The organism is Microbispora corallina (genome assembly GCF_016863035.1).
In the GTDB taxonomy this organism is placed as follows: domain Bacteria; phylum Actinomycetota; class Actinomycetes; order Streptosporangiales; family Streptosporangiaceae; genus Microbispora; species Microbispora corallina.
Map to the genome: position 1 here is coordinate 63679 of NZ_BOOC01000025.1, position 22720 is coordinate 86398.

The 22720-nt window shown below is 73.0% G+C and carries 22 protein-coding genes; 10 read left to right on the plus strand and 12 right to left on the minus strand.

Features of this window, described 5'->3' with window-relative positions:
* Positions 1–9: 9 nt before the first annotated feature.
* Complete coding sequence (locus Mco01_RS23635; RefSeq protein WP_204059090.1) at positions 10–945, minus strand: serine/threonine-protein kinase; 936 nt, start codon at positions 943–945, stop codon at positions 10–12.
* A gap of 121 nt (positions 946–1066) precedes the next feature.
* The gene (locus Mco01_RS23640; protein ID WP_204059091.1) at positions 1067–1471 is read right to left on the minus strand and encodes a hypothetical protein; all 405 of its coding nucleotides are present in this window, start codon (positions 1469–1471) and stop codon (positions 1067–1069) included.
* Positions 1472–1680: 209 nt separating this feature from the next.
* Between Mco01_RS23640 and Mco01_RS23645 the strand changes: the two genes are divergently transcribed.
* Positions 1681–1890, plus strand: a complete 210-nt coding sequence (locus Mco01_RS23645) for a ubiquitin-like protein Pup (protein WP_036318734.1) — start codon at positions 1681–1683, stop codon at positions 1888–1890.
* Between the two features lie 389 nt (positions 1891–2279).
* Here the strand turns inward: Mco01_RS23645 and Mco01_RS23650 are convergent, their stop codons facing one another.
* Entirely contained in the window at positions 2280–3125 is an 846-nt protein-coding gene (locus Mco01_RS23650) for a helix-turn-helix transcriptional regulator (RefSeq protein ID WP_204059092.1), read from the minus strand.
* A 129-nt stretch (positions 3126–3254) separates the two neighbouring features.
* Between Mco01_RS23650 and Mco01_RS23655 the strand changes: the two genes are divergently transcribed.
* Both Mco01_RS23655 and Mco01_RS23660 read left to right on the plus strand, forming a co-directional pair.
* Positions 3255–4148, plus strand: coding sequence for an NmrA/HSCARG family protein (locus tag Mco01_RS23655; protein WP_204059093.1), 894 nt, complete (start codon positions 3255–3257; stop codon positions 4146–4148).
* Positions 4145–4657: a cupin domain-containing protein gene (locus Mco01_RS23660; protein WP_204059094.1), complete on the plus strand. Its 513-nt coding sequence runs from the start codon at positions 4145–4147 to the stop codon at positions 4655–4657. Before Mco01_RS23655 ends, Mco01_RS23660 begins: the two co-directional genes overlap by 4 nt.
* 42 nt (positions 4658–4699) lie before the next feature.
* Here the strand turns inward: Mco01_RS23660 and Mco01_RS23665 are convergent, their stop codons facing one another.
* From Mco01_RS23665 to Mco01_RS23695, 7 genes are all read right to left on the minus strand, one after another.
* Positions 4700–7459 (minus strand): glycoside hydrolase family 38 N-terminal domain-containing protein, encoded by a 2760-nt coding sequence (locus Mco01_RS23665; protein WP_239103864.1) that lies wholly within the window; start codon positions 7457–7459, stop codon positions 4700–4702.
* A complete protein-coding gene (locus Mco01_RS23670; protein ID WP_239103865.1) occupies positions 7449–8597 on the minus strand; it encodes a Gfo/Idh/MocA family protein in 1149 nt (382 codons plus the stop codon). Before Mco01_RS23670 ends, Mco01_RS23665 begins: the two co-directional genes overlap by 11 nt.
* Positions 8598–8701: 104 nt before the next feature.
* Positions 8702–9943, minus strand: coding sequence for a CehA/McbA family metallohydrolase (locus Mco01_RS23675; protein WP_204059095.1), 1242 nt, complete (start codon positions 9941–9943; stop codon positions 8702–8704).
* A gap of 2 nt (positions 9944–9945) precedes the next feature.
* On the minus strand, positions 9946–11010 hold the full coding sequence (locus Mco01_RS23680; protein WP_204059096.1) for an ABC transporter ATP-binding protein: 1065 nt from the start codon (positions 11008–11010) through the stop codon (positions 9946–9948).
* Complete coding sequence (locus Mco01_RS23685; protein ID WP_036318750.1) at positions 11007–11831, minus strand: carbohydrate ABC transporter permease; 825 nt, start codon at positions 11829–11831, stop codon at positions 11007–11009. The genes Mco01_RS23680 and Mco01_RS23685 overlap by 4 nt, the downstream gene beginning before the upstream one ends.
* Positions 11828–12730: a carbohydrate ABC transporter permease gene (locus Mco01_RS23690; protein WP_204059097.1), complete on the minus strand. Its 903-nt coding sequence runs from the start codon at positions 12728–12730 to the stop codon at positions 11828–11830. The genes Mco01_RS23685 and Mco01_RS23690 overlap by 4 nt, the downstream gene beginning before the upstream one ends.
* Entirely contained in the window at positions 12717–14084 is a 1368-nt protein-coding gene (locus Mco01_RS23695; RefSeq protein WP_204059098.1) for an extracellular solute-binding protein, read from the minus strand. The genes Mco01_RS23690 and Mco01_RS23695 overlap by 14 nt, the downstream gene beginning before the upstream one ends.
* Before the next feature lie 233 nt (positions 14085–14317).
* Here Mco01_RS23695 and prcB point away from each other — a divergent pair, with 233 nt between their 5' ends.
* From prcB to Mco01_RS23720, 5 genes are all read left to right on the plus strand, one after another.
* The gene (prcB, locus tag Mco01_RS23700; RefSeq protein WP_204059129.1) at positions 14318–15133 is read left to right on the plus strand and encodes a proteasome subunit beta; all 816 of its coding nucleotides are present in this window, start codon (positions 14318–14320) and stop codon (positions 15131–15133) included.
* Between the two features lie 28 nt (positions 15134–15161).
* A complete protein-coding gene (gene prcA, locus Mco01_RS23705) occupies positions 15162–15959 on the plus strand; it encodes a proteasome subunit alpha (protein ID WP_204059130.1) in 798 nt (265 codons plus the stop codon).
* A gap of 168 nt (positions 15960–16127) precedes the next feature.
* Positions 16128–16799: a hypothetical protein gene (locus tag Mco01_RS23710; RefSeq protein ID WP_204059099.1), complete on the plus strand. Its 672-nt coding sequence runs from the start codon at positions 16128–16130 to the stop codon at positions 16797–16799.
* Positions 16800–16879: 80 nt separating this feature from the next.
* A complete protein-coding gene (pafA, locus tag Mco01_RS23715; protein WP_204059100.1) occupies positions 16880–18238 on the plus strand; it encodes a Pup--protein ligase in 1359 nt (452 codons plus the stop codon).
* A 111-nt stretch (positions 18239–18349) separates the two neighbouring features.
* Positions 18350–19267, plus strand: a complete 918-nt coding sequence (locus Mco01_RS23720; protein ID WP_204059101.1) for an FKBP-type peptidyl-prolyl cis-trans isomerase — start codon at positions 18350–18352, stop codon at positions 19265–19267.
* Between the two features lie 115 nt (positions 19268–19382).
* Here Mco01_RS23720 and Mco01_RS23725 read toward each other — a convergent pair whose 3' ends face one another.
* A complete protein-coding gene (locus tag Mco01_RS23725; RefSeq protein WP_239103866.1) occupies positions 19383–20246 on the minus strand; it encodes a chitosanase in 864 nt (287 codons plus the stop codon).
* A gap of 265 nt (positions 20247–20511) precedes the next feature.
* Here Mco01_RS23725 and Mco01_RS23730 point away from each other — a divergent pair, with 265 nt between their 5' ends.
* Both Mco01_RS23730 and Mco01_RS23735 read left to right on the plus strand, forming a co-directional pair.
* Complete coding sequence (locus Mco01_RS23730) at positions 20512–21177, plus strand: helix-turn-helix transcriptional regulator (protein WP_204059102.1); 666 nt, start codon at positions 20512–20514, stop codon at positions 21175–21177.
* A 14-nt stretch (positions 21178–21191) separates the two neighbouring features.
* The gene (locus Mco01_RS23735) at positions 21192–21671 is read left to right on the plus strand and encodes a DUF3291 domain-containing protein (RefSeq protein ID WP_204059103.1); all 480 of its coding nucleotides are present in this window, start codon (positions 21192–21194) and stop codon (positions 21669–21671) included.
* On the opposite strand, the gene Mco01_RS23740 is transcribed toward Mco01_RS23735, so the two are convergent.
* Complete coding sequence (locus Mco01_RS23740) at positions 21614–22687, minus strand: DUF3866 family protein (RefSeq protein ID WP_239103867.1); 1074 nt, start codon at positions 22685–22687, stop codon at positions 21614–21616. The two genes, Mco01_RS23735 and Mco01_RS23740, sit on opposite strands and share 58 nt — an antisense overlap.
* Positions 22688–22720 lie beyond the last annotated feature (33 nt).

The window sequence follows — 22720 nt, forward strand, 5'->3', positions numbered from 1 at the left end:
CCCGCCTCCTCAGAGGGCCGGGTGGTCGGGGACGGGCCAGCCGGTCCCCGACCGGCGCGAATCTACATTGTAAGGGCGGGCGGCCGGGAGCTCGCCCTGGCTGCGGCCGGGCGCGGCGGCCGGGATGCCCTGCCGCCGAAGCACGTCGGCCAGCAGGCGGGTCGCGGCCTCGGCGCTCAGCCGCTCCTCGGGCTCGCGCCGCAGCAGGCCGTCCAGGACCGCGCGCAGGGGTCCGGCGCGGTGCGCCGGGTCGGGCTCCCGGGTGAGCGCCAGGCCGGCCGCCAGCGGGCCCACGCTCGGGTACGGCGGCCTCCCCTCGACCCCGCAGTACAGGGTGGCCCCGAAGGACCACAGGTCCGCGGCGGGCGCCGGGGCGCCTCCGCGCATCCGCTCGGGGGCGAGGTACGCTCCGGACCGCGTGAGCGGCACGGTGGTCGAGGAGCCGGGGTCCCGTTCCAAGGCCGCGATGCCGAAGTCGGTCAGCACCACGCGGTCCTCGGTCAGGACCACGTTGCCGGGGCGGATGTCGCCGTGGATGACCCCCAGGGAGTGGGCGTGCCGCACGCCCGTGAGGAGCTGGAAGCCCACCCAGGCCGCCCAGTGCACCGGGAGCCGTCCGAGGTGCCGTACGGTCTCGCTGAGCGTGAGGCCCTGGAGGAGCTCTGTCACGATCCAGAGCCTGCCCCGGTCCTCCAGCAGGTCGTGCACCGTGATCACGGCCGGGTGGCTCAGCCGGGCGGCCGACCGGGCCTCGCGCAGCGCCTGCCGCCGCGCGGCCTGCAGGTCCGCCGCGTCCACCCGGTACGGCGGCTGGACCTCCTTGATCGCCACGTCGCGCTTGAGGCGCAGATCGTGGGCGTGCCACATGATCCCCCCGCCGTCACGGCGGAGGGGCGACAGCAGCCGGTAGCGATCCGCCAGCAGTTGCCGTGCACCCGTTCCCATCAGCCACCCGTGTGCTCGAAACCGCTCGACTGTACCGAGATCCTCAACATTGTGATCCGAACGGTCGCCGCCCCGCGCCGATTGGCCGTCACCAAGAGTGTGACATCGATAACGATCCGGTCTACAGCAGCCCGATGCCGAGGATCAGCGTCCCGGCCGCGAGCGCGGCGCCGCCCAGGACGGTGAGCAGGATGAGCCGGTTCGGCCGGGTGTCGGACGGCCGGGCGACCGACAGGAAGAAGCCGAGCGGCATGAGGATGGGCGCCGCGACGATCAGCAGCCGGGCGAGCGTGCGCAGGCCGTCCGGCAGGTCGGCCTGGTCGAGGTAGAGCAGCGCGACGAGGGAGAACAGGACGAGCACGCCGGCGTGGGCGTGGCCGGCCCGCCACAGCCCCCGCCGCACGGGGTTGTCCAGGTATCCGGGGACCTTGCGGAGGATGGCGGTCAGCAGCGTGAGGCCGCCGTAGCCCACGCCGGTGACGGTGATCAGCAGGATTCCGGCGGTGGTGGCGGACGCGGGGGACATCGGGTGCTCCTTCATTGGACAGCAGTGCTATCCAATTATTGGATAGCGAGGCTATCCGTCAAGTGGGTTTGCGTTGTGGCCGGTGGGAGGGTTGGCTGGCAGGACGCGATGAGGCCCGGCAAAGATCGCGGCTCCATTCGCGCGCAATGTCGTCCGGTTCGGGGAAGATATGGGGGAGAGGCGTCCCCCCGAGCAGCGGAGGTACAGGGATGGCGACCAAGGACACGGGCGGGCAGAAGCAGGCCGGCCGCCAGGACCACGAGGTCGAGGAGACCGAGGCGCAGGCGTCCCCGGACGTCCAGGAGCGCAACGAGAAGCTCACCGACGACGTCGACGCGATCCTCGACGAGATCGACGAGGTCCTCGAGGAGAACGCGGAGGAGTTCGTCCGGTCGTACGTCCAGAAGGGCGGCGAGTAGGCCGGGCCCGACGGCCCGCGGCCGGACCGGCCGGCCACGGCGCGGTCCGGACCGCCGGTGACCGGCGGCGCCACGGGCGCGTGCCGGGAGCGGGAGCGGCCGACGTGCCGGGCCCCGGCGCGCCGGATCACCGGCTCCTCGCCGCCCGGCCCCGGGCGCACGGCCGATCTCGGACGGCCCGGGACGGACGACAGATCCGCACGGCCGTGAAGGACCAAGGGTCCGCCCGGCCCGTGCTCATGACGAGGCGCAGCACGGCCTTGAGGGACGACCGGTCCCGCACGGCCGGTGCGCATGACGACTCCGGGGGCACGACGGGTCGCACCGCCCAGGGCGCGAGAACGCGCGCGAGGGGCCCCGCACGGACCGGATGACCGTCCGGACGACAATCAGGCCGGCGAGGCGCCCAGCAGCGCGGTGACCCGCCGCAGGTCGGCGGCGGTCGCCGGGACCTGCAGCACCATCAGCAGATCGGGCCGCTCCACCGGGCGGAGCTGGTACATGACGAGGTCGACCCGCCCGGCCTCCGGGTGGTCGACGCCGATCGTCGCGGGCCGGAAGTACCGGTCCGGATACTCGGCCCACCACCGGCGGAACTCGGGGCTCTTCTCCGCCAGCTCGGCGACGAGACCTGCGAGCCGTGAGTCCTCCGGCCGCTCGCCCACCGCGACCCTGACCTGGTTCAGCACCGCCCGTGCGGCCGCCTCCCACCGCACCAGACGAGAACGGGCCACGTCGTCGCCGAACATGATCCACAGCAGGTTCCGCCGGCCCTCCGGCAGGAGCGCCGGGTCGTGGCGGAGCCGCGCGTAGGCCGAGTTCCACACCACGAAGTCGAAGCGCGCGTCGTACACCGACGCGCAGTTGGGGACGGCGGCGTCCACCAGTCGCTGCAACCGGAGCAGGCCGTCCGTCCCCGCCGTGTCCGGCTCGGGCGCGGCCAGGCCGGCCAGGCGGCACAGGTGCCGGTACTGGTCGGAGTCCAGCCGCAGCGCCCGCGCCAGCGCGGCGACCACCTGGGCCGACGCCGCGATGTCGCGGCCCTGCTCCAGCCACGTGTACCAGGTGAGGCTGAGCCCCGCCAGCTCGGCGACCTCCTCGCGCCGCAGGCCGGGCGTCCGCCGCAGGCCCGGTCGGAGGTCCTCCGGGAGCCCCACGTCGGCCGGGCGCAGCCGCCCCCGCTGGGCGCGCAGGAACGCGCCGAGCTCCGCGCGGCGGGACCGGTCACCGCCCATCTGACCTGACTCCCCGTGTCGGTGGCTCCCGCGCCGACCGCCTGCCTGGCACCAACGCCACCAGGACGGGCGTCGTCGTCGTGTCTACCGTGATGATCGTAGCGATTCGGACACGACACGGAGGACACGATGAACGAGACAGGAGGGCCGGTGCTCGTCATCGGCGCGACCGGGCAGCAGGGCGGCGCGGCCGCGCGGCACCTGCTCGACCGCGGCCGGAGGGTGCGGGCGCTGGTGCGCGACGCCGGCGCCCCCGCCGCCGCGGCGCTGCGCGAGGCGGGCGCCGACCTGGTGACCGGCGACCTCGACGACGCCGCCTCGCTGGAGGCCGCCATGGAGGGCGTCCACGGCGTCTTCCTGGTCCTGACCATGATGGAGGGGCCGCGGATCACGGCGGCGGGGGTGGCGGCCGAGGAGCGGCGCGGCCTGCTCGTGGCGGACCTCGCCGCGCGGCTCGGCGTCCGGCACCTCGTCTACAGCTCCCTCAACGGCGCGGGGGCCGGCTCCGGCATCCCGTACTACGAGAGCAAGGAACGGATCGAGGACCGCATCCGGGCGCTCGGCGTGCCGGCGACCGTCCTGCGGCCCGTGTCCTTCATGGACAACTTCGCCACCTACAACCGCCCGGTGATGGAGGACGGCCGTCTGGTGGTCGGCCTCGCCATGCCGCCGGACGTCCCGATGCCGCTGATCGCGGTGGACGACATCGGCGCGTTCGCCGCGCTGGCGTTCGAACGGCCCGGACGGTACCTGGGCAGGACGGTCGCGATCGCCGGCGACGTCCTCACCCCGCCGGAGATCGCCGAGGTGCTCGGCCGGGTGCGCGGCGTCCCCGCGCTGTTCCGGCGGGTGCCCATCGAGCGGGTGCGGGCGTTCGACGAGCAGCTCGCGATGATGTTCGCCTTCTTCTCCGAACAGCCGGCCCAGGTGCCCGACGTCGAGGCGCTGCGCGCCGACCATCCCGGCCTGATGACGCTGGAGACGTGGGCGCGGACGCGGGACCTTGCGGAGGCGGGCCGATGACCGACGGACTGCTGCTCCCGCCCGGCGGCGGACGGGCGATCCAGGCGATGACGCTGAAGACGGGCGCCGAGCGGAGCCCGGTGTGGTCGGTGTTCGAGGCCGAGGTCGCCCCCGGCTTCGACGTCGGAGCCCACCTGCACGAACGGGCGGAGGAGGTGTTCTACGTCCTCGACGGCGAGCTCGACCTGCTGGCCTTCCGGCCGGCCGGCGAGCCGGTCGGCGACTGGCGCACCTGGGAGTCGGAGTCGGGCACCCGGGTGTACCGCGGCGGGCCCGGGAGCTTCATGCACGTGCCGGCCGGCTGCCCCCACGCGTTCTTCAACCCGGGGCCGGCCCCGGCCCGGATGCTGTTCCTGGTGTCCCCCTCCGGCCACGAGCACTACCTCAGGGAGCTCACCGATCTGCTGGCCGCGCCGGGGGCGCCGGACCCCGCCGAGATCGCCGCGCTGCGCGCGCGGCACGACATCCACCAGCTCACCCCGCTGACGGTCCGGCCGCCCGCCTCATGAGCGCCCGTCGTCGTGCCGCCGCCCCGGCGGCAGACAGCGGGGTCAGGGCGGGTCGCCGTACGCCAGGTGCACGGTCGCGATCTCGAACGGGCGCATCGGCAGGCGCAGCGTCCCGTCCGCGACCGCCAGAGGACCGGCCGGCACGCCGAGGGCGCCGGCCCTGCGGGCGGCCGTGAAGTCCCCGCGCAGGACGGCCTCGGTCGCCGCCGGGCGCTCGGCGACCAGGCGGACCTCCAGCCACCCGTCACGCTCACGCAGCGCCGCCATCGCCACCCCCTCGCCGCTGAGGGAGAAGGGTCCGGGCGTGTCCGCCACCGCGGCCCTCGTGCCGTCCGTCATGCCGTCTCCTGCCGGGCCCGCGCCGGGGACGGCGAGCAGCCCGTGGCGGTACTCCTCGGCCAGCCGCACCAGCCCCGCCTCGTGCCATTCGCCGGCGAACGGCAGCACCGCGAACCGGGTCGCGAACGGGCCCTGGCACTGGGCGGCCGGGGTCGGCACCTGCGGACCGGCGGGCTCGTCCCGGTACGGGTTGCGGTTGCGGGACAGGTAGCCGACCGACCGCACGAGCGTCAGCGCCATCTCGGCCGCTTCGCTCCCCTCCGGCCCGGCGGCCACCAGCTCGTACTCCGTCACGTGGTCGAGGAGCACCGCGAGCCCGCCCGCCGCGGCGAACGACTCGGCCGGGAACGTCGGGATCGGCCGCTCGCCGCAGCCGCCCTCGGCCGTCAGGCCGCGCCGCACCACGGCGAACTGCCCCTCGGCGTACGACTCCCGCGCCGGGCGCGCGAGCGGGGCGTGCCAGCGGATCCGGTGGTCGCGGCAGCGCACGTCCATCTCCAGCTCGCACCGGACGAACGGCTCCCCGGCCCGCAGCTCCACCCGCGTGACGACGGCCGTGCGCACGGTCTCCTCCGGCGTCCCGGACGGCTCCGCCCCGGCCGGCCAGTCGTAGGCCCGGGTGACCTCCAGCACGGCCGTGAGCGGGCCGTGACAGATCTCCTCCACCGTCACCGAGACGGGCGTGCCGGCGAGCAGGTCGGCGGGCGGGGGAGCGTGGTTGTAGGTGTCGCCGACGTCGCCGCCGTGCACCACGCGCCCGACGCCGTGCGCCTCGGCGCCGTCGCGGCTCCGCAGCGACAGTGTGCCGTCGGGGGCGACCGACACCCGCAGCAGCCCGTTGTCCAGCACGCCGTCGCCGGCCTCCGGGTCCAGCGGGGCGACCGGGACGTACGGCACGGAGCCGTCGAAGACCGGCTCGCGGGCGGCGAGGACCGACCGGCCGAGCGGCGGCACGGTCACCAGCGCGGCCACGGTCACGACCGGCTCGGCCACGGTGCGGACCACCCACGGGCCCGGCCCAGCCGCCAGGATGTCCCGCCGCAGGTCCTCGTACGCGTAGGAGCCCGAGGCGTGCCGGCTGACGGTGACGGTGAAGACCCCGTCCTCCACGGCCCAGGAGACGATCTCGTGGCCGAACAGCTCGCGTTCGTGGACCCGGCCCAGCAGTTGCGGCAGGTCGTCCATGACGGTCTCGTCGAGGAGCGTGGGCGCGTGCTCGAGGCGCTGCACCGGCACGGGCCCCCCGGCCGCCGTCAGGCGGGTGCGGCCCTCCGGCACGTCGGCCAGGACGAGCCCGGTCCGCTCGAACGGCGAGGGGTTCAGCACCACGAGCGACCCCCTGGGGGCGGCGGCGGCCAGGGAGGCGCTCACCAGGTCGACGACGGCCTGCCCCATCTGCTCGGCCTCGGAGATGCGGGCGGCCACCTGCTGGGCCGTCTCGTCCGAGCCGCAGCCGGTGACCGAGTCGTGCCCGCTGCACGCGACGATCCGCCGCCAGGCCGTGTCGACCATACGCCGCGACGCGGACCGGTCGGCCGGCCACAGCGTCGACAGCGGCTCGGCGTACCGGGCCACGACCCGCTCCGCCCGCGCCATGGCCTGCTTGAGCCCGGCGCGGGCCGAGATCACGCCCGGCAGGATGTTGGCCCGCGCGTGCGACCGCAGCTCGCCCTCCACGACCGGCAGCGGCCCGTGGGCGTCCTCCTCGGCGAGGAACTCGCCGAGCGTGGCCAGCCGCAGGCCCGACCGGGCGATGTCCGGGTCGGGGGCCGAGTGGTCCGCGCCGTACATGGCGAGCAGCCGCTCACCCGACGCCCAGCCCTTCATCCCGGCGGCGAACGCGGCCACCCGGTCCGGCAGGCCCTCGGCGGGGCCGTTGAACAGCGCGACGGCGTTGCCGTACCCGCCGGGCAGGTAACGGGTGCGGACCGTGGTGCCGTCCGCGCCGGTCCAGTCGAACGCGTCGAGGCCGACCGACGCCGGCACGCCCCGCCACAGGCAGGCGACGCGGAGCCCGGCCAGCGCCAGGATCTGCGGCATCTGGGCGCAGTGGCCGAACTGGTCGGGCAGGTAGCCGACCCGCATCACGCCGCCGAGCGCCGCCGCGCCCCGCATGCCGTACTCCAGGTTGCGCAGCAGCGTCTCGCCCGAGCACAGGAACTCGTCGGCGAGGATCAGCCACGGCCCGGCCGCGAAGCGGCCCTCCGCGACGAACCGGGCGAGGTCCTCCCGCCGCTCCGGCCGGATCTCCAGGTAGTCCTCCACCGCGGCGAGCTGGCCGTCCATGGTGAACCGCTGGCGCGGGTCGGCGGCCATCGCGTCGAGGACGTCGTCGAGCATGCGGACCAGCCCCATCCGGAACCGCTGGAACGGCAGGTACCACTCCCGGTCCCAGTGTGTGTGCGGCACGACGACGATCTCGGGGGCGCCGCGACCGGGCCCGCGGCCGGGCTCATCGTCCAATCAGGGTCTCCTCCTTCGGGGAACGGCCCGGGTCCTCCTCGGCGCACTCGCCGCTCACGGGGATCCCGGCCCACTGGGCGTACCGGCGGACCATGCGCTGGGCGGTGACGATGTCGCTGAGGCCGCCGGCGAGCCCGGTCAGCGGCGGCTCGCCGGCGGTGACGAACCGGTGGAAGGCGACGAGCTGCCGCTCGAACGCCTCGGCCACGTCGCGGTAGACGGTGGTCCGCTCGGTCGTGCCCACCCGGCAGCGCACCGTTAGCTCGGTCGGGGCGTTCATCAGGTAGGGCGAGGGGAAGACCAGCTCCAGCGAGCCGTGGTCGTGGTGGAGCGTCACGGTCTCCCGGTAGGCCGGGTAGCCGGGCAGGTAGTGCCAGCGCAGCCCGTACCGGCCGCCCTGCGGCAGGGTCCCGCTCACCTCGACCGAGGGCGGGAAGACGTCCGCGGGCCACACGGCCACGTGGTCGACCGTGTCCGGCGCCCCCACGAGCAGCCGCATCAGCGACATGTCGTGGCAGACGCTGCCCAGCAGCACGTCGGCGTACAGCCGCCGCAGGCGCCGCGACGCCGGGCCGACCGCGGCGGTCAGCGCCGCCTCGTCCGCCTCCGCGTACGGCGCGACCGCCTCCGGCGACGGGCGGGACGCCCGGGCGCGCGCGAACAGCAGCTGCGACTCGCCGGAGGGGTGCAGCACGGTCACGTCGAGCTGGCGCACGTTTCCCGGCCCGCCCGCCTCGGGGAGCGTCTCCAGCAGCCGCTGGGTGGCGGGGTCGTACTGCTTCATGTAGCCGACCATGAGGCGCCCGTCGTCCGGGAGGCCTTCCAGCTCCGCGCGGCTGTAGGCGAGCGGCTTCTCGCACAGCACCCACAGGCCGCGCTCCAGCGCGGCCCGCACGAGCGGCCCGTGGGAGCCGGGGGTCAGCACGAGCAGCGCGTCGAGGCCGCCGGCGTCGAGCATCCGCCCGGGGTCGCCGAACGCGGGAGCGCCCACCTCCCGGCCGAACCGGGCGGCGTGCTCCCCGTCCAGGTCGCACACGGCGGCGACGGTGAACATGTCCCGCCGCCTGGCCAGCAGGGGCAGGTAGACGACCTGCGCGACGACACCCAGTCCGGCGACCCCCACCCTCAGTGCGTCCACTCCATCACCCTCCCTCGATTCGGGCCGGAACGTCAGGCGATTCCGGTTTCAGGGGTTTTGTCCCTGTGACGCACATCCCCGCCGCCTCAGCCGGGCAACCCCGTTCAGCCGCACAGCGCCATCACCTGGTTGGCCGGCGTCTCCAGCCGGTGCAGGCCCGGCCGGGCGGGCAGCCGCACCCGGTCGCCCCGCACGACCGTACGGTTGTCCGGGCCCCACAGGACGAGCCCGTCGGCGTCCACCGCCAGGAACTCGTCGCCGTGCCGCAGCAGCAGCGGCCCGTCCGGGGAGGCGGACACGGCCGTGCGGCCCTCGGCGACGGCCGCCACCACGGCGTCGGCCGCCTCGGGCCCGCGCCCGCCCGTGGTCTCGGCGAGCACCCAGGTGGTCGGGTCGCCGGGCGGGTGCCCTTCCTCGGGGCTGTGGTAGTCGCCGCCGCCCACGGGCACCACGTCGTCGGCCCAGGCCCGCCCCCAGGCGAGCGGCGCGCCCCAGGTGCGGTCCCACCAGCTCCAGTGCCACAGCTCCGCCACGCGGGGGCGGCCGGTCATCGGGTGCCGCCAGGCGCAGTCGCCGGCCACCGGGTGGTTGACCGACAGCACGCCGCCGCCCTCCCGCACCCGGTCCGCCCACTCGTCGGGCGGGCGGCGGAAGTCGACCCAGCCGATCCGGCCGAACGCGTTGGCGTGGCCGAGGTCGGTCGTCACCTCCTGCCCGGGCACGAGCAGGATCCCGGCCAGAGCGGAGGCGGCGGGCAGCTCGGCGTGGTGGCTGACCGTGTTGTGGTCGGTCACCGCCAGGTAGTCGAGCCCGCGGTCGGCCGCCACGCAGGCGAGCTCGTACACGTCGAGGGAGCCGTCCGAGTGGGTCGTGTGGGCGTGCAGGTCGCCCGCCAGCCACCGCATGCCGCCGACGCCCGGCAGCCCCCGCCGTACGGCCGCCGGCTGGCGGTGCGGCGAGCGGGGCGTGCGGACGCACCGGCTCGGATGCCGCCGCGGCACGGCCGGGGCCCGCCGGTGGCGGATAACCCGGACCTCGTACGGCAGGCCGGCGAGGGGCACGCGGTACAGGCCCAGCACCACCTTCCACACCCCGGGCTCCGGCTCGCCCGGCAGGTAGCCGGGGGTGGCCCAGGTGGGCGCGATCGTGTACTCGGAGCGGGCGCCGCCGGACCAGCCGCGGAAGCCGCCGGGGCCCTCGCAGCCGAGGTCGAGCACGCCCGCCGAGCGGTCGTAGGAGAGCCGGACGGTCACCGCGGCCGTGCCCGGCGGCACCTCGAACTCCAGCTCCTTCACCGGCCCGTCCAGCCGGTCGTCCAGCGTCCACACGCCTGTGATCGCGGCCATGGTCAGGCCGCCGTGAGGAGCGCGTCGTCCCGGTAGATCAGCGCGCGCCCCGGGCGGGGGACCACCCAGGCGAGCGCGCCGAGCGCCGGCTCCTCCCCCTCGGGCGCCACCGCCTGCACGAGGTGGTCGCCGCACTCCAGCGTGACGAGGTGGGCGGTGCCGAGGTTCTCCACGACCGCTACCTTCCCCGAGAACGCGTCCCCGTCCCCGAACGGCGGGGGCGACGGGGACAGGTCGGCGTACTCGGGCCGCAGGCCGTACACCACCGGCCCGTCGGGCACCTCGGACGGCAGGGGGAGCACGGCCCCGGCCACGTGAAGCCTGCCGCCCTCGGCCGTGCCGGGCAGCAGGTTCATCGGGGTGGAGCCGATGAAGCCGGCCACGAACGTGGTCGCCGGCCGCCGGAACACCTCGGCCGGCGTGCCGAGCTGGGTGATGCGCCCCGCCGACATGACGGCGATCCGGTCGGCCAGGGCCAGCGCCTCGCCCTGGTCGTGGGTGACGAAGACCGTGGTCACCGCCAGCTCACGCTGGAGGCGCTTGAGGAATGTCCGGGCCTCCAGCCGCAGCCGCGCGTCGAGGTTCGACAGCGGCTCGTCGAACAGGAACACCTTCGGGTGGCACGCGATGGCCCGCGCGAGCGCCACCCGCTGCTGCTGGCCGCCGGACAGCTGGCCGGGCCTGCGGGCGAGCAGCTCCGTCAGGCTGAGCCGGGCCGCCGTCTCGGCCGCCTTCTCCTCCCGCCGGGCCCGGGGGACCTTCCGGATCCGCAGCGGATAGGCGATGTTGGCCGTCACGTCCATGTGCGGGAACAGGGCGTAGTCCTGGAACACCATGGCCACGTCCCGGCGGCCCGGCGGCAGCCGGGTCACGTCGGCGCCGCCGATGGCGACCGTCCCCGACGTGGGGGTCTCCAGGCCGGCGATCGTCCGCAGCAGCGTCGTCTTGCCGCAGCCGGACGGCCCCAGCAGCGCGAAGAACTCCCCGTCGCCGATGTCCAGGTCGAGGGCGTCGACCGCCCGCACCCCGCCCGGGAACTCCTTGGTCAGGCCGCGTAGCGAGATCACCTCTTGATCCCTCCGTGGAAGCGGAAGCCGTACCTGCGGCTGACGAACACGTACATCACGACCACCGGGAGCGAGTAGAGCAGCGAGAACGTCGAGATCAGATCGAGGCGCGGCGAGCCGCCCTCGGTGTAGAGCGTGTAGAGGATGACCGAGCCCGGCGCCTTGTCCGGGTCGCGGAGCAGGATGAACGGCTGCAGGAAGCTCCCCCACACGTTGGCCACGGCCCAGACGGCGATCGTCGCCAGCCCCGGCCGCACGAGCGGGATCACGATGTGGCCGAGGATCTGCAGCGGCGACGCCCCGAACACCCGGGCCGACTCCTCGTACGACGTCGGCGTGGCGTCCATGAAGTCCTTCAGGATGAAGATCGCCGCCGGCAGCAGCCCGCCCGACAGCGTCAGCACCACCCCGAGGTGGGTGTCGATCAGGTTCAGCCGGGTCGCCAGCTCGAACAGCGGCACCATCGCCGCCGTCCCGGTCACCACCGACGACAGCAGCAGCAGGACGTACAGCAGCGCGTCCCGCCCGGGCACCCGCACCCGCGACAGCGCGTACGCGGCGAGGGCGGCCAGCACCACCACGAGCGCGGCGCTGGCGGCCGCCTGGATCACGGAGTTGCGCAGCGAGCTGAGCACGTACGGGTTGTCCAGCAGCGACCGGAAGTTCGCCAGGGTGAGGCTCGGGACCGACGCCGTGATCGTGGGATGGGCGTCGAACGGCGCCGAGGCCAGCCACAGCAGCGGCAGCGAGAAGAACCCGAGCACGGCCGCCAGGAACGTCGCCCGCATGATCACGCCCACCGCGCGGCGCGCGTCGGTCATGGGACGACCACCTCGCGGCGGCCGCGGAGGATCCGCAGGTAGGCGAAGGCGAAGACCAGGTTGATCAGCAGCACGAGGAACGAGATGGCCGCGCCGAACCCGAGGCGGCCCCCGCTCAGCGCGACGTTGTAGATGTACATCGGCAGGATCTCCGAGCGCCCCTCCGGCCCGCCCGCGGTGATCTGGAAGGCCGTGAAGTCGTTGAACGTCCACAGACTGATGAGCAGCAGGTTCGTCAGCACGTGTCCCCGGATCCGGGGCAGCACGACGTCTCTGAGCTGCTGCACCGTGGACGCCCCGGCGAGGCGGGCCGTCTCCAGGTGCGACGGGGGCACGTTCTCCAGCGCCGCGCCGTACAGCATCATCGAGAAGGCCGTGCCCCGCCAGACGTTGAACACGATGATCGACGACATGGGGTGGTCGAGCAGCCACGCCGTCCCGGGCGTGTGCAGGATCGCGTTGAGCGTCCCCTCGTCCCGGTCGAGCAGCGCGATCCACAGGAACGCCACGACCGAGGAGGGCAGGATCCACGCGAGCAGCACCAGCCCCTCGGTGATCCGCTTGACCGGCCCCGGCCGGTTCCGCAGGGTCCACGCGAGCGCGAACCCCAGCACCGCCTGGCCCACCACCGCCGAGCCGAGCACGTACTGGACGGTGAGCCACAGCGACGAGCGGAACCGGTCGTCGCCGAGCGCCTCGGTGAAGTTGGCGGCGCCGACGACGTGCGGGTCGGCCGCCGCCAGGCCGGTGAGGCGGTAGTCGGTCAGCCCCAGGTAGATGGTCCACAGCGCCGGGAAGACCAGGAAGACCCCGATCAGCACCAGCGCCGGGAGCATGAACCCGACGGCGCGCCTCCGCCCCAGACCGGCCGGCGAGACGGCCGGGTCAGCCCGCGACATGCGCTGCGCCGCCGACCAGGGACTCCACCTTGCTCTGGTAGCCGGCCGCCGCCTCCTCCACGCTCCGGCCCGACACGATCGCCGCCGTCGCCTCCTGCAGCGCGACCGACACCTGCGGGTAGACCGCGAGCGGCGGCCGGTACGCCGTGATCGGCAGCACCTTGTCCGACACGAACTTCAGCATCGGGTCGACGCCCAGCACCGTGTCGTTGACGTCCTTGCGGGAGGTGATGCGGGCGGCCCCGGCGAGCTGCGAGGTGGTCGCCTCGGCCGAGTGCATGAACGACAGCAGTTCCCACGCCAGGCCGGGGTTCTTCGAGTTCGGGTTCAGCACCCGGACCGCGCCGCCTGACATGCTGACGAAGTCCTGCCCGCGGATGCCGGCGCCGGGACGCTCGGCGGGGATGAGGGCGTACCCGACGACGGCGTCCCGGTTCTGCATGGGAGCGACGCCGGCCTTGGGCTCGACCACCGACCGCCAGAAGTAGTCGCTCTCCGCCAGGATCCCGATCTTGCCCTGGGCGAACTCCGCGAACGACTTGTCGCGGCCCTGGGCCTCCTGCTGGAGGCGGGGGTCGCCGAGCCCGGTCGTGTAGATCTGCCGGTAGAGGTTCAGCACGTCCTTGAGGGGTTGCGAGGCGCCGGTCCACTTGCCGCCGGCGTAGATCTCCGCCCCCGCGCCCGCGAGCAGCGGCAGGACGCCCTGCATGGTCGTCGCCTCGCCCATCGCGGTGCCCGCGTCGAGCTGGATCGGGATCTGGACGCCCGCCTTCTTGAGGGCCGTGCCCGCGTCGACGATCTCCTGCCAGCTCTTCGGCTGCCAGGGGTCCGGCAGGCCGGCCTTCCTGAACAGGTCCTTGTTGTAGAACAGCACCCGGCCGTCGGTGCCCTGCGGCAGGCCGTACCGCTTGCCGTCGAAGGTGCCGAGGCCCTGGACGGCCTGGGGGATCTGGTTCCACCCCTCCCAGGAGTCCACGCTTGCGCCCGCCACGTCGGTCAGCGGCTTGATGTACCCGGCCTGGGCGAACTCGCCGACCCAGATGCCGTCGAGGTCGATCACGTCGGCCCCGGCCCGGGACTTCAGGTCGAGCGCGATCTTCGTCTTGTACTGCTCGTCGTCGACGCCGCTTGGCTGGAACCGCACGTGGACGGTCCGGCCCTTGGCCTTCTGGGCGGCCTCGAACTTCGGGATCACCCACTTCGCGGTCCAGTCCGCGGTCTCCGCGTTCTTTCCGCCCGAGATGGCGTTGGAGGTGATGGTGAGGGTGACGCCGTCGTCCTGGGAACCGCCGCCGGTGCCGCACGCGGCGAGCGCCAGTACGGCCCCCGCCAGCACCGCGAGTGCAGGTCTCATGCCGACCTCCCCGTCAAGTCATGACGTACAGACAAAACGACACTCGCACGTGATAACTAACTCGTAAAGAAACGGTTTGGTGAAGGAGTTAGTGCGGCCCGTGGCGGGTCCGGACGGATGTCCGGTTCGCGCTGAGCTGATCGGGAAGAGTGCAACCAGTGCGGAGACATGAGTAGGGTCGGGCGTAACAACGCACGCTTGGAGGGAGTCGCGTGGCATCTCAGCCAGCCTGGATGAACAGCCTCTTCACACATACGGGGTCGTCGTCGTTCACCGAGTTCCTCGGCGCGCACGCGCCGAACCTGCTGCCCACGCGTGCCGAGACGCTGGCGGCGCCGGTCGGCGACCAGATCCCGCACGCGACCACGATCGTCGCGGCGACCTGCGCCGGAGGCGTGGTGATGGCGGGCGACAGGCGTGCGACCTCCGGCAACATGATCTCCCAGCGGGACATGGAGAAGGTGTTCCGCGCCGACGACTACTCGTGCATGGGCATCGCGGGCACCGCGAGCACCGGCATCGAGGTGGCCCGGCTGTTCCGGGTCGAGCTCGAGCACTACGAGAAGACCGAGGGCCGCTCGCTGTCCACGGAGGGCAAGGCCCACCGGCTGGCCACCATGATCCGCGGCAACCTCGCGATGGCCATGCAGGGCCTGGTCGTCGTCCCGCTCTTCGCGGCCTACGACCCGGCCGCCGACAGCGGCCGCATCTTCAGCTACGACGTCGGCGGCGGGCCGTACGAGCAGCACGACTTCCACTCGATCGGCTCCGGCTCGATCTTCGCCCGCGGCGCGCTGAAGAAGCTCTACCGGCCCGGCGCCAGCCCGCAGGACACGGTGCTCGCCTGCCTGCAGTCGCTGTACGACGCGGCCGACGACGACTCGGCCACCGGCGGGCCCGACGTCACGCGGAAGATCTGGCCGGTGGTCGCCGTCATCACCGCCGACGGCTTCCGCCGCCTGCCCGACGAGGAGGTCGGCGAGTTCGTCCAGTCGTTGCTGGAGGCCCGCATGACCGACCCCGACGGCCCGACCGCCCCGCTGCGCTAACGGACAGAGAGGAACACCCCCGGTGTCCATGCCCTTTGGATATGCCTCACCCGAGCAGATCATGCGGGACAGGGCGGAGTATGCGCGTAAGGGCATCGCGCGAGGCCGCAGCGTGGTCGTCATGCAGTATGCCGACGGCATCCTGTTCGTGGCGCCCAACCCGTCGAAGGCGCTCCACAAGATCAGCGAGATCTACGACCGGATCGGCTTCGCGGCGGTCGGGCGGTACAACGAGTTCGAGTCGCTGCGCCTGGCCGGCATCCGGTACGCCGACATCAACGGCTACACCTTCAACCGGACCGACGTCACCGGCCGCGGGCTCGCCAACCTGTACGCCCAGCAGCTCGGCATGATCTTCACGGATTCGATCAAGGCGCTGGAGGTGGAGATCGTCGTCGCCGAGGTGGGCGACACCGCTCAGGACGACCAGATCTTCCGTCTCACCTTCGACGGATCGGTCTTCGACGAGCAGGGCATGGCCGTGATCGGCGGCCAGGCCGAGGCCGTCGCAGGCCGGCTCAAGGAGCGCTACAGCGAGGGGCTGGAGCTGCCGCAGGCGCTCGACGCGGCGCTCAGCGCCCTCACCGAGCCCGGCGGCGAGCGGCCCCCGGCGGGGCAGCTCGAGGTCGCCGTGCTCGACCGCGGCCGGGAGCACCGCAAGTTCCTGCGTCTCGCCGGCCCCCGCCTGGAGCGGCTGCTGGAGAGCGCCGCGGCGCCCACGGAGACCCCGGCGGCGCCCGAGTCCGGCGAGGGTGCGCCGCCCGCTCCCGAGACCGGCCCGCCGATCGCGCCCGATGGCGACATCGACACCGGCTCCGCCGGCTGACGTCCCGCCCCGGACCCCCTCCAGGGTCCCTTCCGGATCGTCCACGACGCCGCCGCGGCCCCCACAGGGCCGCGGCGGCGTCGACGTGACACCGCGTTCGGCGGCGGGCGGCGAAGATCACAGGTTCCGGGCCCAACCAAACCCCGGTTTCGCTAGTCTCATCCGGTTGTGACGACTTTCGACCTTTTCCGGCGCGCGGGGATTCCCGCGGCGGCCGTCGCCCTCTTCTCCCTGGCCGCCTGCTCCGGGACGGCCGGCTCCGCGGCCGGCCCCACCGCCACGGTCACGGTGACCGCGACCCCGGCCGCCCCCGCCGAGTCCTCCGCCCCGGCCGCGCCGACCCCCTCCGCGAGCGCGGCGCCGTCCGTCCCGGTGGCCGACCCCACCGGCGACGACAAGTGGCCCCCGATCTCCGACAAGACGCCGCCCGTCTTCGGCGGCGTCTTCCAGTCCGATCCGGGGCACGACTTCACCAGGGGGATCAGCCCGAGCCGCGACGGCATCCTCCGTGGCGAGCTGCGGACCATGCAGGACGCCAACGTCGTCGAGTACGTCCCCGTCCGGTTCGTCCGGGACGTCGGCGGCCAGACGACGGGCCACTTCGAGGGGCCGCCGGAGGGCGACGCGATGGCCTTCGCCGCCCAGATCGACAAGAACGTGGTGTTCCTCAGCGCGGTCGGCTGCGACGGCAACGACCAGACGATCAACGGCGACTACGTGGGCACCCAGCGGTGCTCCCGCAACAAGCTGATCCTGCGGGCCGACAAGGGCGACCTGTACGCCCTCATCACCGTCAAGGGCGGCCACATCGTCAAGGTCGTGGAGATTTACACCCCCTGACCCCGTTTCCCCCGTATCGCCGGAGCAATAAGCCGCGTGATCCCTGTTCGGTTGTCGGTTTCGGGGAATAGGGTGAGGTGATGGATCGACGCATCTTCGGGCTTGAGAACGAGTACGGCGTCACCTGCACGTTCCGCGGGCAGCGGCGGCTGTCGCCGGACGAGGTGGCGCGGTACCTGTTCCGGCGAGTGGTGTCATGGGGCCGATCGAGCAACGTCTTCCTCCGCAACGGCGCCCGGCTGTATCTGGACGTCGGCAGCCATCCCGAGTACGCCACCCCTGAATGCGACAACGTCGTGGAGCTGGTCACCCACGACAAGGCGGGGGAGCGGATTCTCGAGGGTCTCCTCGTGGACGCCGAGAAGCGGCTCCGCGAGGAGGGCATCGCGGGAGACATCTACCTGTTCAAGAACAACACCGACTCGGCCGGCAACTCCTACGGCTGCCACGAGAACTACCTCGTCGGCCGGCACGGGGAGTTCGGACGGCTGGCCGACGTCCTGATCCCGTACCTCGTGACCCGGCAGATCATCTGCGGCGCCGGCAAGGTGCTGCAGACGCCGCGCGGCGCGGTCTACTGCGTGTCCCAGCGGGCCGAGCACATCTGGGAGGGCGTCTCCTCGGCGACCACCCGCTCGCGCCCGATCATCAACACGAGGGACGAGCCGCACGCCGACGCCGAGCGGTTCCGCCGCCTGCACGTCATCGTCGGCGACTCGAACATGAGCGAGACGACGACGCTGCTCAAGGTGGGGGCCACCGACCTGGTCCTGCGCATGATCGAGGCGGGCGTCGTCATGCGCGACCTGTCCCTGGAGAACCCGATAAGGGCGATCCGCGAGGTGTCCCACGACATGACCGGCCGCCGCCGGGTCCGCCTCGCCAACGGGCGGGAGGCGTCCTCGCTGGAGATCCAGCAGGAGTACCTCACCAAGGCCCGCGACTTCGTCGACCGCCGCGGCGGCGACGAGATCAGCAAGCGGGTCCTGGAGCTGTGGGAGCGCACGCTCCGGGCGGTCGACACCGGAGACCTCGACCTCGTGGCGCGGGAGATCGACTGGGTCACCAAGTACCAGATGATTGAACGTTACAGGCAGAAGTACGACCTTCCGCTGTCGTCGCCGCGGGTCGCGCAGCTCGATCTGGCCTACCACGACGTCCACCGCAAGCGGGGCCTGTTCTACCTGCTGCAGCGGCGGGGGGCGGTCGAGCGGGTCGCCGGCGACGTCCGGATCTTCGAGGCGAAGTCGGTTCCGCCGCAGACCACGCGGGCGAAGCTGCGCGGCGAGTTCATCCGCAAGGCCCAGGAGAAGCGCCGCGACTTCACCGTCGACTGGGTCCACCTGAAGCTCAACGACCAGGCCCAGCGGACCGTCCTGTGCAAGGACCCGTTCCGGGCCGTGGACGAGAGGGTGGACAAGCTGATAGCGGGGATGTGATCGGCTTACACGGTTCTGACGGCGGGTTCGGGTAGGGTTACCCGGACCCGCTGTCTGTCTGAGGATTCCCACATGCGCCGCCGTACGGCCGTAGTCGCCGCTATACCGTTGTTGCTCGCCGCCGCCTGCGGAACCGCGCAGAAGAGCGCCCCCAGCGCGAGCCCCGGCCAGCAGGCCGCCGCCTCCGGAATCAAGGTGACCGGAGACGCGGGCAAGAAGCCCACGCTCACCTTCCCGGCCGGGAAGCCGGCGCTGACCTCCTCCGCGCAGAAGGTCATCGAGGGCTCGGGGACGCCCGCCAAGGACGGCGACGTCCTCACCGCGAACGTGACGGTCTACAACTGGGACGGCAAGCAGAACAAGTCGCCGGGCTCCGACTACGACCAGGGCAAGTCGGAGTTCGTCACCGTCAGCCCGCAGCTGCCGAAGGCGCTGCACGAGGCCCTCGTCGGCGCCAAGCCGGGCGGCCGTGTGCTCGCGGTGATCGCCAAGGACAACCTGTCGGCCGACCAGATCAACCAGGCCAAGCAGCAGGGCACCGACTTCAACGCGTCGTCCCAGGTGCTCGTCGTCGACATCGTCTCGGCCGCCGCCAAGGCCGCCCAGGGCTCCGCGGTCGACCCCGGCCTCAACGGCGTGAAGCTGGAGAACCCGGGCGGCGACAAGGCCCCCACGCTGACCACGAAGACGGCCGCCAAGCCGCCGAAGAAGCTCGTGGTCAAGACCGTGATCAAGGGCGACGGCCCGGCCGTGAAGGCCGACCAGACCGTGCTCGCGCACTACATCGGCAAGATCTGGGGCACCGACAAGAAGTTCGACTCCAGCTGGGACCGGGGCGAGCCGGCCTCGTTCGCCCTCAACCAGGTCGTCAAGGGCTGGGCCCAGGGCCTGACCGGCGTCCCCGTCGGCAGCCGCGTCCTGCTCACGATCCCGCCGGACCTCGGGTACGGCAAGGAGGGCAACTCGCAGGGCGGCATCAAGGGCACCGACACGCTCGTGTTCGTGGTCGACGTCCTCGGCGCCGCCTGATCGCGGCACCGGCCGTCCTGACCGCGGGCGCACAGCTCCCAGGCACGACACGCGGAACGGCCTCTCCCGCCCCTGTCAGGGCGCGGAGAGGCCGTTCGTCTGTCCGGGGTCAGGCTCAGCTCTTGATCGCGTAGCTGTCGCCGTAGACCTTCCACTTCAGCGGCGGGTTGAGGTCGAGGTTGCCGTTCTTGAGGAACACCCGCTGCTCGGTGTCGACCCGGCTGGTGTCGCTGTGGGCCTCCTCGGTCTTCATCGCGGCCTTGCGGGCGTCGAGGAACGCGTTGAGGTAGGCGACCTCGTCGCCGCCCTGCGCCGGGGTCTTCGCCTTCTTCATGGCCGTCTTGCGGATGCCGCCGAAGCTGACCGGGTCGGTGCCCGGGCCGTGCATGACGATGGCGTCGTAATAGACGAACTGCCCGAGCGCCCGCAGGCCGTCGGCCTTCGCCTGCTTGACCGCCGGGTTGAAGTAGACCCGGTCCCGCTCGTCGTTCTGGGCCTGCTGGAAGACCTTGTCGGCCGCCGCGGTGCGCCAGTCCTTCGGGAAGTTCGGGTCGAGGCCCTTGTGGGAGTCGGTGCCGTCGACCTTCCGCAGCGCGGGGAGGTACTTGGCGAGCACGTTGTCCGGCTTGCGCTCGGTGTAGAGCTCGACGAGGTCGAGCATGTCGCCGGTGCCCGAGCAGAACCCGATGATGCCGGCCGTGTAGCCGCGGCCGTCGTCGATGTCCTCGATGTACTTGTACTGGGCCTTCCAGTCGAGGGAGGAGTTCTCCGCGCTGGAGACGAGCTCCATCGCGATCTCCTTCTTCTTCGGGTCCGTGAGGTCCGCCGAGGCCCGGGCCGTCGAGGCGTGGGCCGCGCCGGCGGCCGACGCGCTCGCCTGGGAGGCGAGCCCGGCCTGGGCCGGCAGCGCGACCGCGCCCGCGGCCAGCAGGAGGACGGCGGCACGCCGGGACGCGCGTCCGGGCAGCAGGTTCTTCACGTCGTGATCTCCGTTTCTCCGCCTGTCTCGCCGACGGGCGGCCCGCGCGGAGTGCCGCGGGCAATGGGGGTGCGCCGTCGAGGAGGGGGTGTGGCGGGTCACCCGAGGAGGGGGATCCCTTCGGGGTTAGTTAGGAAGGTTTCCTAATGAAAGCAGTCCGATCACGACGGTGTCAACGCCCCGGAGTCCGGCGGTCCGCGTGCCGGCCGGGCCCTCGGTGGCGGTCCCCGCCGGGCGTCAGCGGGGCGGTTCTAGACTCCGGGCTGTGAAGAGCGACGACCTCGAGTCGATGAGCGTGCTCGCCGATCCCGTCCGCAGGGAGCTGTACCGCTTCGTGGCGTCCCAGGGGCGCGACGTGGGGCGCAACGAGGCGGCCGAGGCCGCCGGGGTGCAGCGCACGCTCGCGGCGTTCCATCTGGACAAGCTCGTCGACGCGGGCCTGCTGGAGGCGGGCTTCCGCCGGCTCACCGACCGCACTGGGCCGGGCAGCGGACGGCCGGCGAAGGTCTACCGCAGGGCCGCCGGCGAGCGGGCCGTGAGCCTGCCGCCGCGCGACTACCGGACCCCGGCCCTCGTCCTGGCGGAGGTGGTCGGCCTGCTCGGCGGCGACGAGCAGGCCGAGGCGGCCGCCAGGCGGGCGGGCGAGCGGATGGCCGCCGGCACGGAGGGCGCGGGCCTGGTCGAGGTGCTGGACGCGCGCGGATACGAGCCGTACGAGGAGGGCGGGCGGATCCGGCTGCGCAACTGCCCCTTCCATCTGCTGGCCGAGGAGCACCCGCTGCTCGTGTGCTCGATGAACCTCGCGATGTGCGAGGGACTGCTGGCCGCCCGCGAGGAGCGCGGCGTCACGGCCGCGCTCGACCCCCGGCCTGGGGAGTGCTGCGTCGCGTTCACCCGGGACGCCGGGGGTTCTAAAAACAATCAAGACTGACATAGAATCCGGGCATGCATCTCGCGCAGCTCAACATCGCCCATCTCCTGGAGCCCATCGAGTCCGCACGGCTGGCGGGGTTCGTCGCCGCCCTCGAGCCGATCAACGCCGTCTCCGACGTCGCGCCCGGGTTCGTCTGGCGCATGAAGGGCGGAGACCTGCCGACCGACGTGGTCCGCCACCAGTACGGCGACCACCTGCTGATCAACCTGTCGGTGTGGGAGTCCCGCACGAGTCTGTGGAACTTCGTCTACCGCAGCCCCCACCTCGGCGTGCTGAGGCGGCGCAGGGACTGGTTCCACCGGGCGGCCGAGCCGTACAGCGTGATGTGGTGGGTCCCCGAGGGGCACCGGCCGCCGCTGGACGAGGCGATGGGACGCCTCGGCCTGCTCCGCTCCCGGGGGGCCGGGCCGGAGGCGTTCACGTTCAAGGAGTTCTACGAGCCGAGCAGCCCGGCCGCGTCCCGTCCCGCCGCCGCGGAGGCGAGGAAGTAGGCGAGGTCCTCCGTCAGGCCGCGGCCCATCGTCGACAGGCGGACCGGCGACGCCTCGAGCGCGCCCAGCAGCCCGTCCACCGGCACGGTGACCAGGTCGTGCCGCGCGCCGAGGGACGCGGCCTGCTCCCGGACCCGGTCCCCGAAGTCCCCGGGCAGGTCGGGCACCGCCACCCGTGCAGGTGCGAGCGCGACCCGCCCGTACGCCGTGAGCGAGTGGTGCGAGACGCCGCGGTGGCGGTCCCGGGCGTCGCCCTCGCTCACCCGCAGCGCCGCCACCGGGCGTCCGCCGAGGACGGCGGCGGCGTTCACCGCCTCCCCGGCCGACACGCCGGAGAAGCCCCACCGGGTGCCGGTGCCGAGGTTGCCCGGTCCCTGGGTCACGACGGCGACGTCGGCGCCCAGCACGTGCCGGGCGGCCAGCAGTCCCGTGTGCGTCGTCACGGCCTCCACGTCGCCGCCGAAGGACTGGCCGGTCGTCACGACCCCGCACAGCCACTCGCGCGCCCGCAGCTCCGCGCAGGACATGGAGAACCAGGCCGGCAGGGCGCCGCCGTCGAGCATCACGTACGCCACGCGGGGCCGCGCCGCGGCCGAGGCGTACAGGCCGCACAGGATCGCGGGCAGGGCGGAGTGGAGGTCGGCGACCACGACGGGCATGCCGTCGAGCGAGTCGGCCTCCCGCAGGACCTCGTGATGGGGGGAGTCCTGCTCGTCGGCGCCGAGCACGGTCGCCTGGAGCGGGGTGTAGCGCGCCTTCACCAGATGGCCCGGGCCGGCGGGATCTTGCGGCAAACGGTCCGGAACCGCCACCACCATGGCGTACCCTCCCGTACCGAGGCCCATGGCGAGCGCGGTCGTGTTGAGCAACACGGCGTCGCCCGGCTCGGGCCGTCCGACCAGCGGGGGATAGGCGAGGGCGCGGCACTCGCCCTCGGCGAGGGCGACGTCGAGCTCCATCGCCCCCGGCCACTCGCGCCGGATCCGGACCACCTCGCCCTTGCGCCATCTGATCACGCCGAAAAGGGTAGCGTTCTCGATTGGAGGGGA

Coding starts and splice junctions, on each gene's coding strand:
- Mco01_RS23635 (WP_204059090.1), bottom strand. CDS start 945: ATGGGAACGGGTGCACGGCAACTGCTGGCGGATCGCTACCGGCTGCTG.
- Mco01_RS23640 (WP_204059091.1), bottom strand. CDS start 1,471: ATGTCCCCCGCGTCCGCCACCACCGCCGGAATCCTGCTGATCACCGTC.
- Mco01_RS23645 (WP_036318734.1), top strand. CDS start 1,681: ATGGCGACCAAGGACACGGGCGGGCAGAAGCAGGCCGGCCGCCAGGAC.
- Mco01_RS23650 (WP_204059092.1), bottom strand. CDS start 3,125: ATGGGCGGTGACCGGTCCCGCCGCGCGGAGCTCGGCGCGTTCCTGCGC.
- Mco01_RS23655 (WP_204059093.1), top strand. CDS start 3,255: ATGAACGAGACAGGAGGGCCGGTGCTCGTCATCGGCGCGACCGGGCAG.
- Mco01_RS23660 (WP_204059094.1), top strand. CDS start 4,145: ATGACCGACGGACTGCTGCTCCCGCCCGGCGGCGGACGGGCGATCCAG.
- Mco01_RS23675 (WP_204059095.1), bottom strand. CDS start 9,943: ATGGCCGCGATCACAGGCGTGTGGACGCTGGACGACCGGCTGGACGGG.
- Mco01_RS23685 (WP_036318750.1), bottom strand. CDS start 11,831: ATGACCGACGCGCGCCGCGCGGTGGGCGTGATCATGCGGGCGACGTTC.
- Mco01_RS23690 (WP_204059097.1), bottom strand. CDS start 12,730: ATGTCGCGGGCTGACCCGGCCGTCTCGCCGGCCGGTCTGGGGCGGAGG.
- Mco01_RS23695 (WP_204059098.1), bottom strand. CDS start 14,084: ATGAGACCTGCACTCGCGGTGCTGGCGGGGGCCGTACTGGCGCTCGCC.
- prcB (WP_204059129.1), top strand. CDS start 14,318: ATGAACAGCCTCTTCACACATACGGGGTCGTCGTCGTTCACCGAGTTC.
- prcA (WP_204059130.1), top strand. CDS start 15,162: ATGCCCTTTGGATATGCCTCACCCGAGCAGATCATGCGGGACAGGGCG.
- pafA (WP_204059100.1), top strand. CDS start 16,880: ATGGATCGACGCATCTTCGGGCTTGAGAACGAGTACGGCGTCACCTGC.
- Mco01_RS23735 (WP_204059103.1), top strand. CDS start 21,192: ATGCATCTCGCGCAGCTCAACATCGCCCATCTCCTGGAGCCCATCGAG.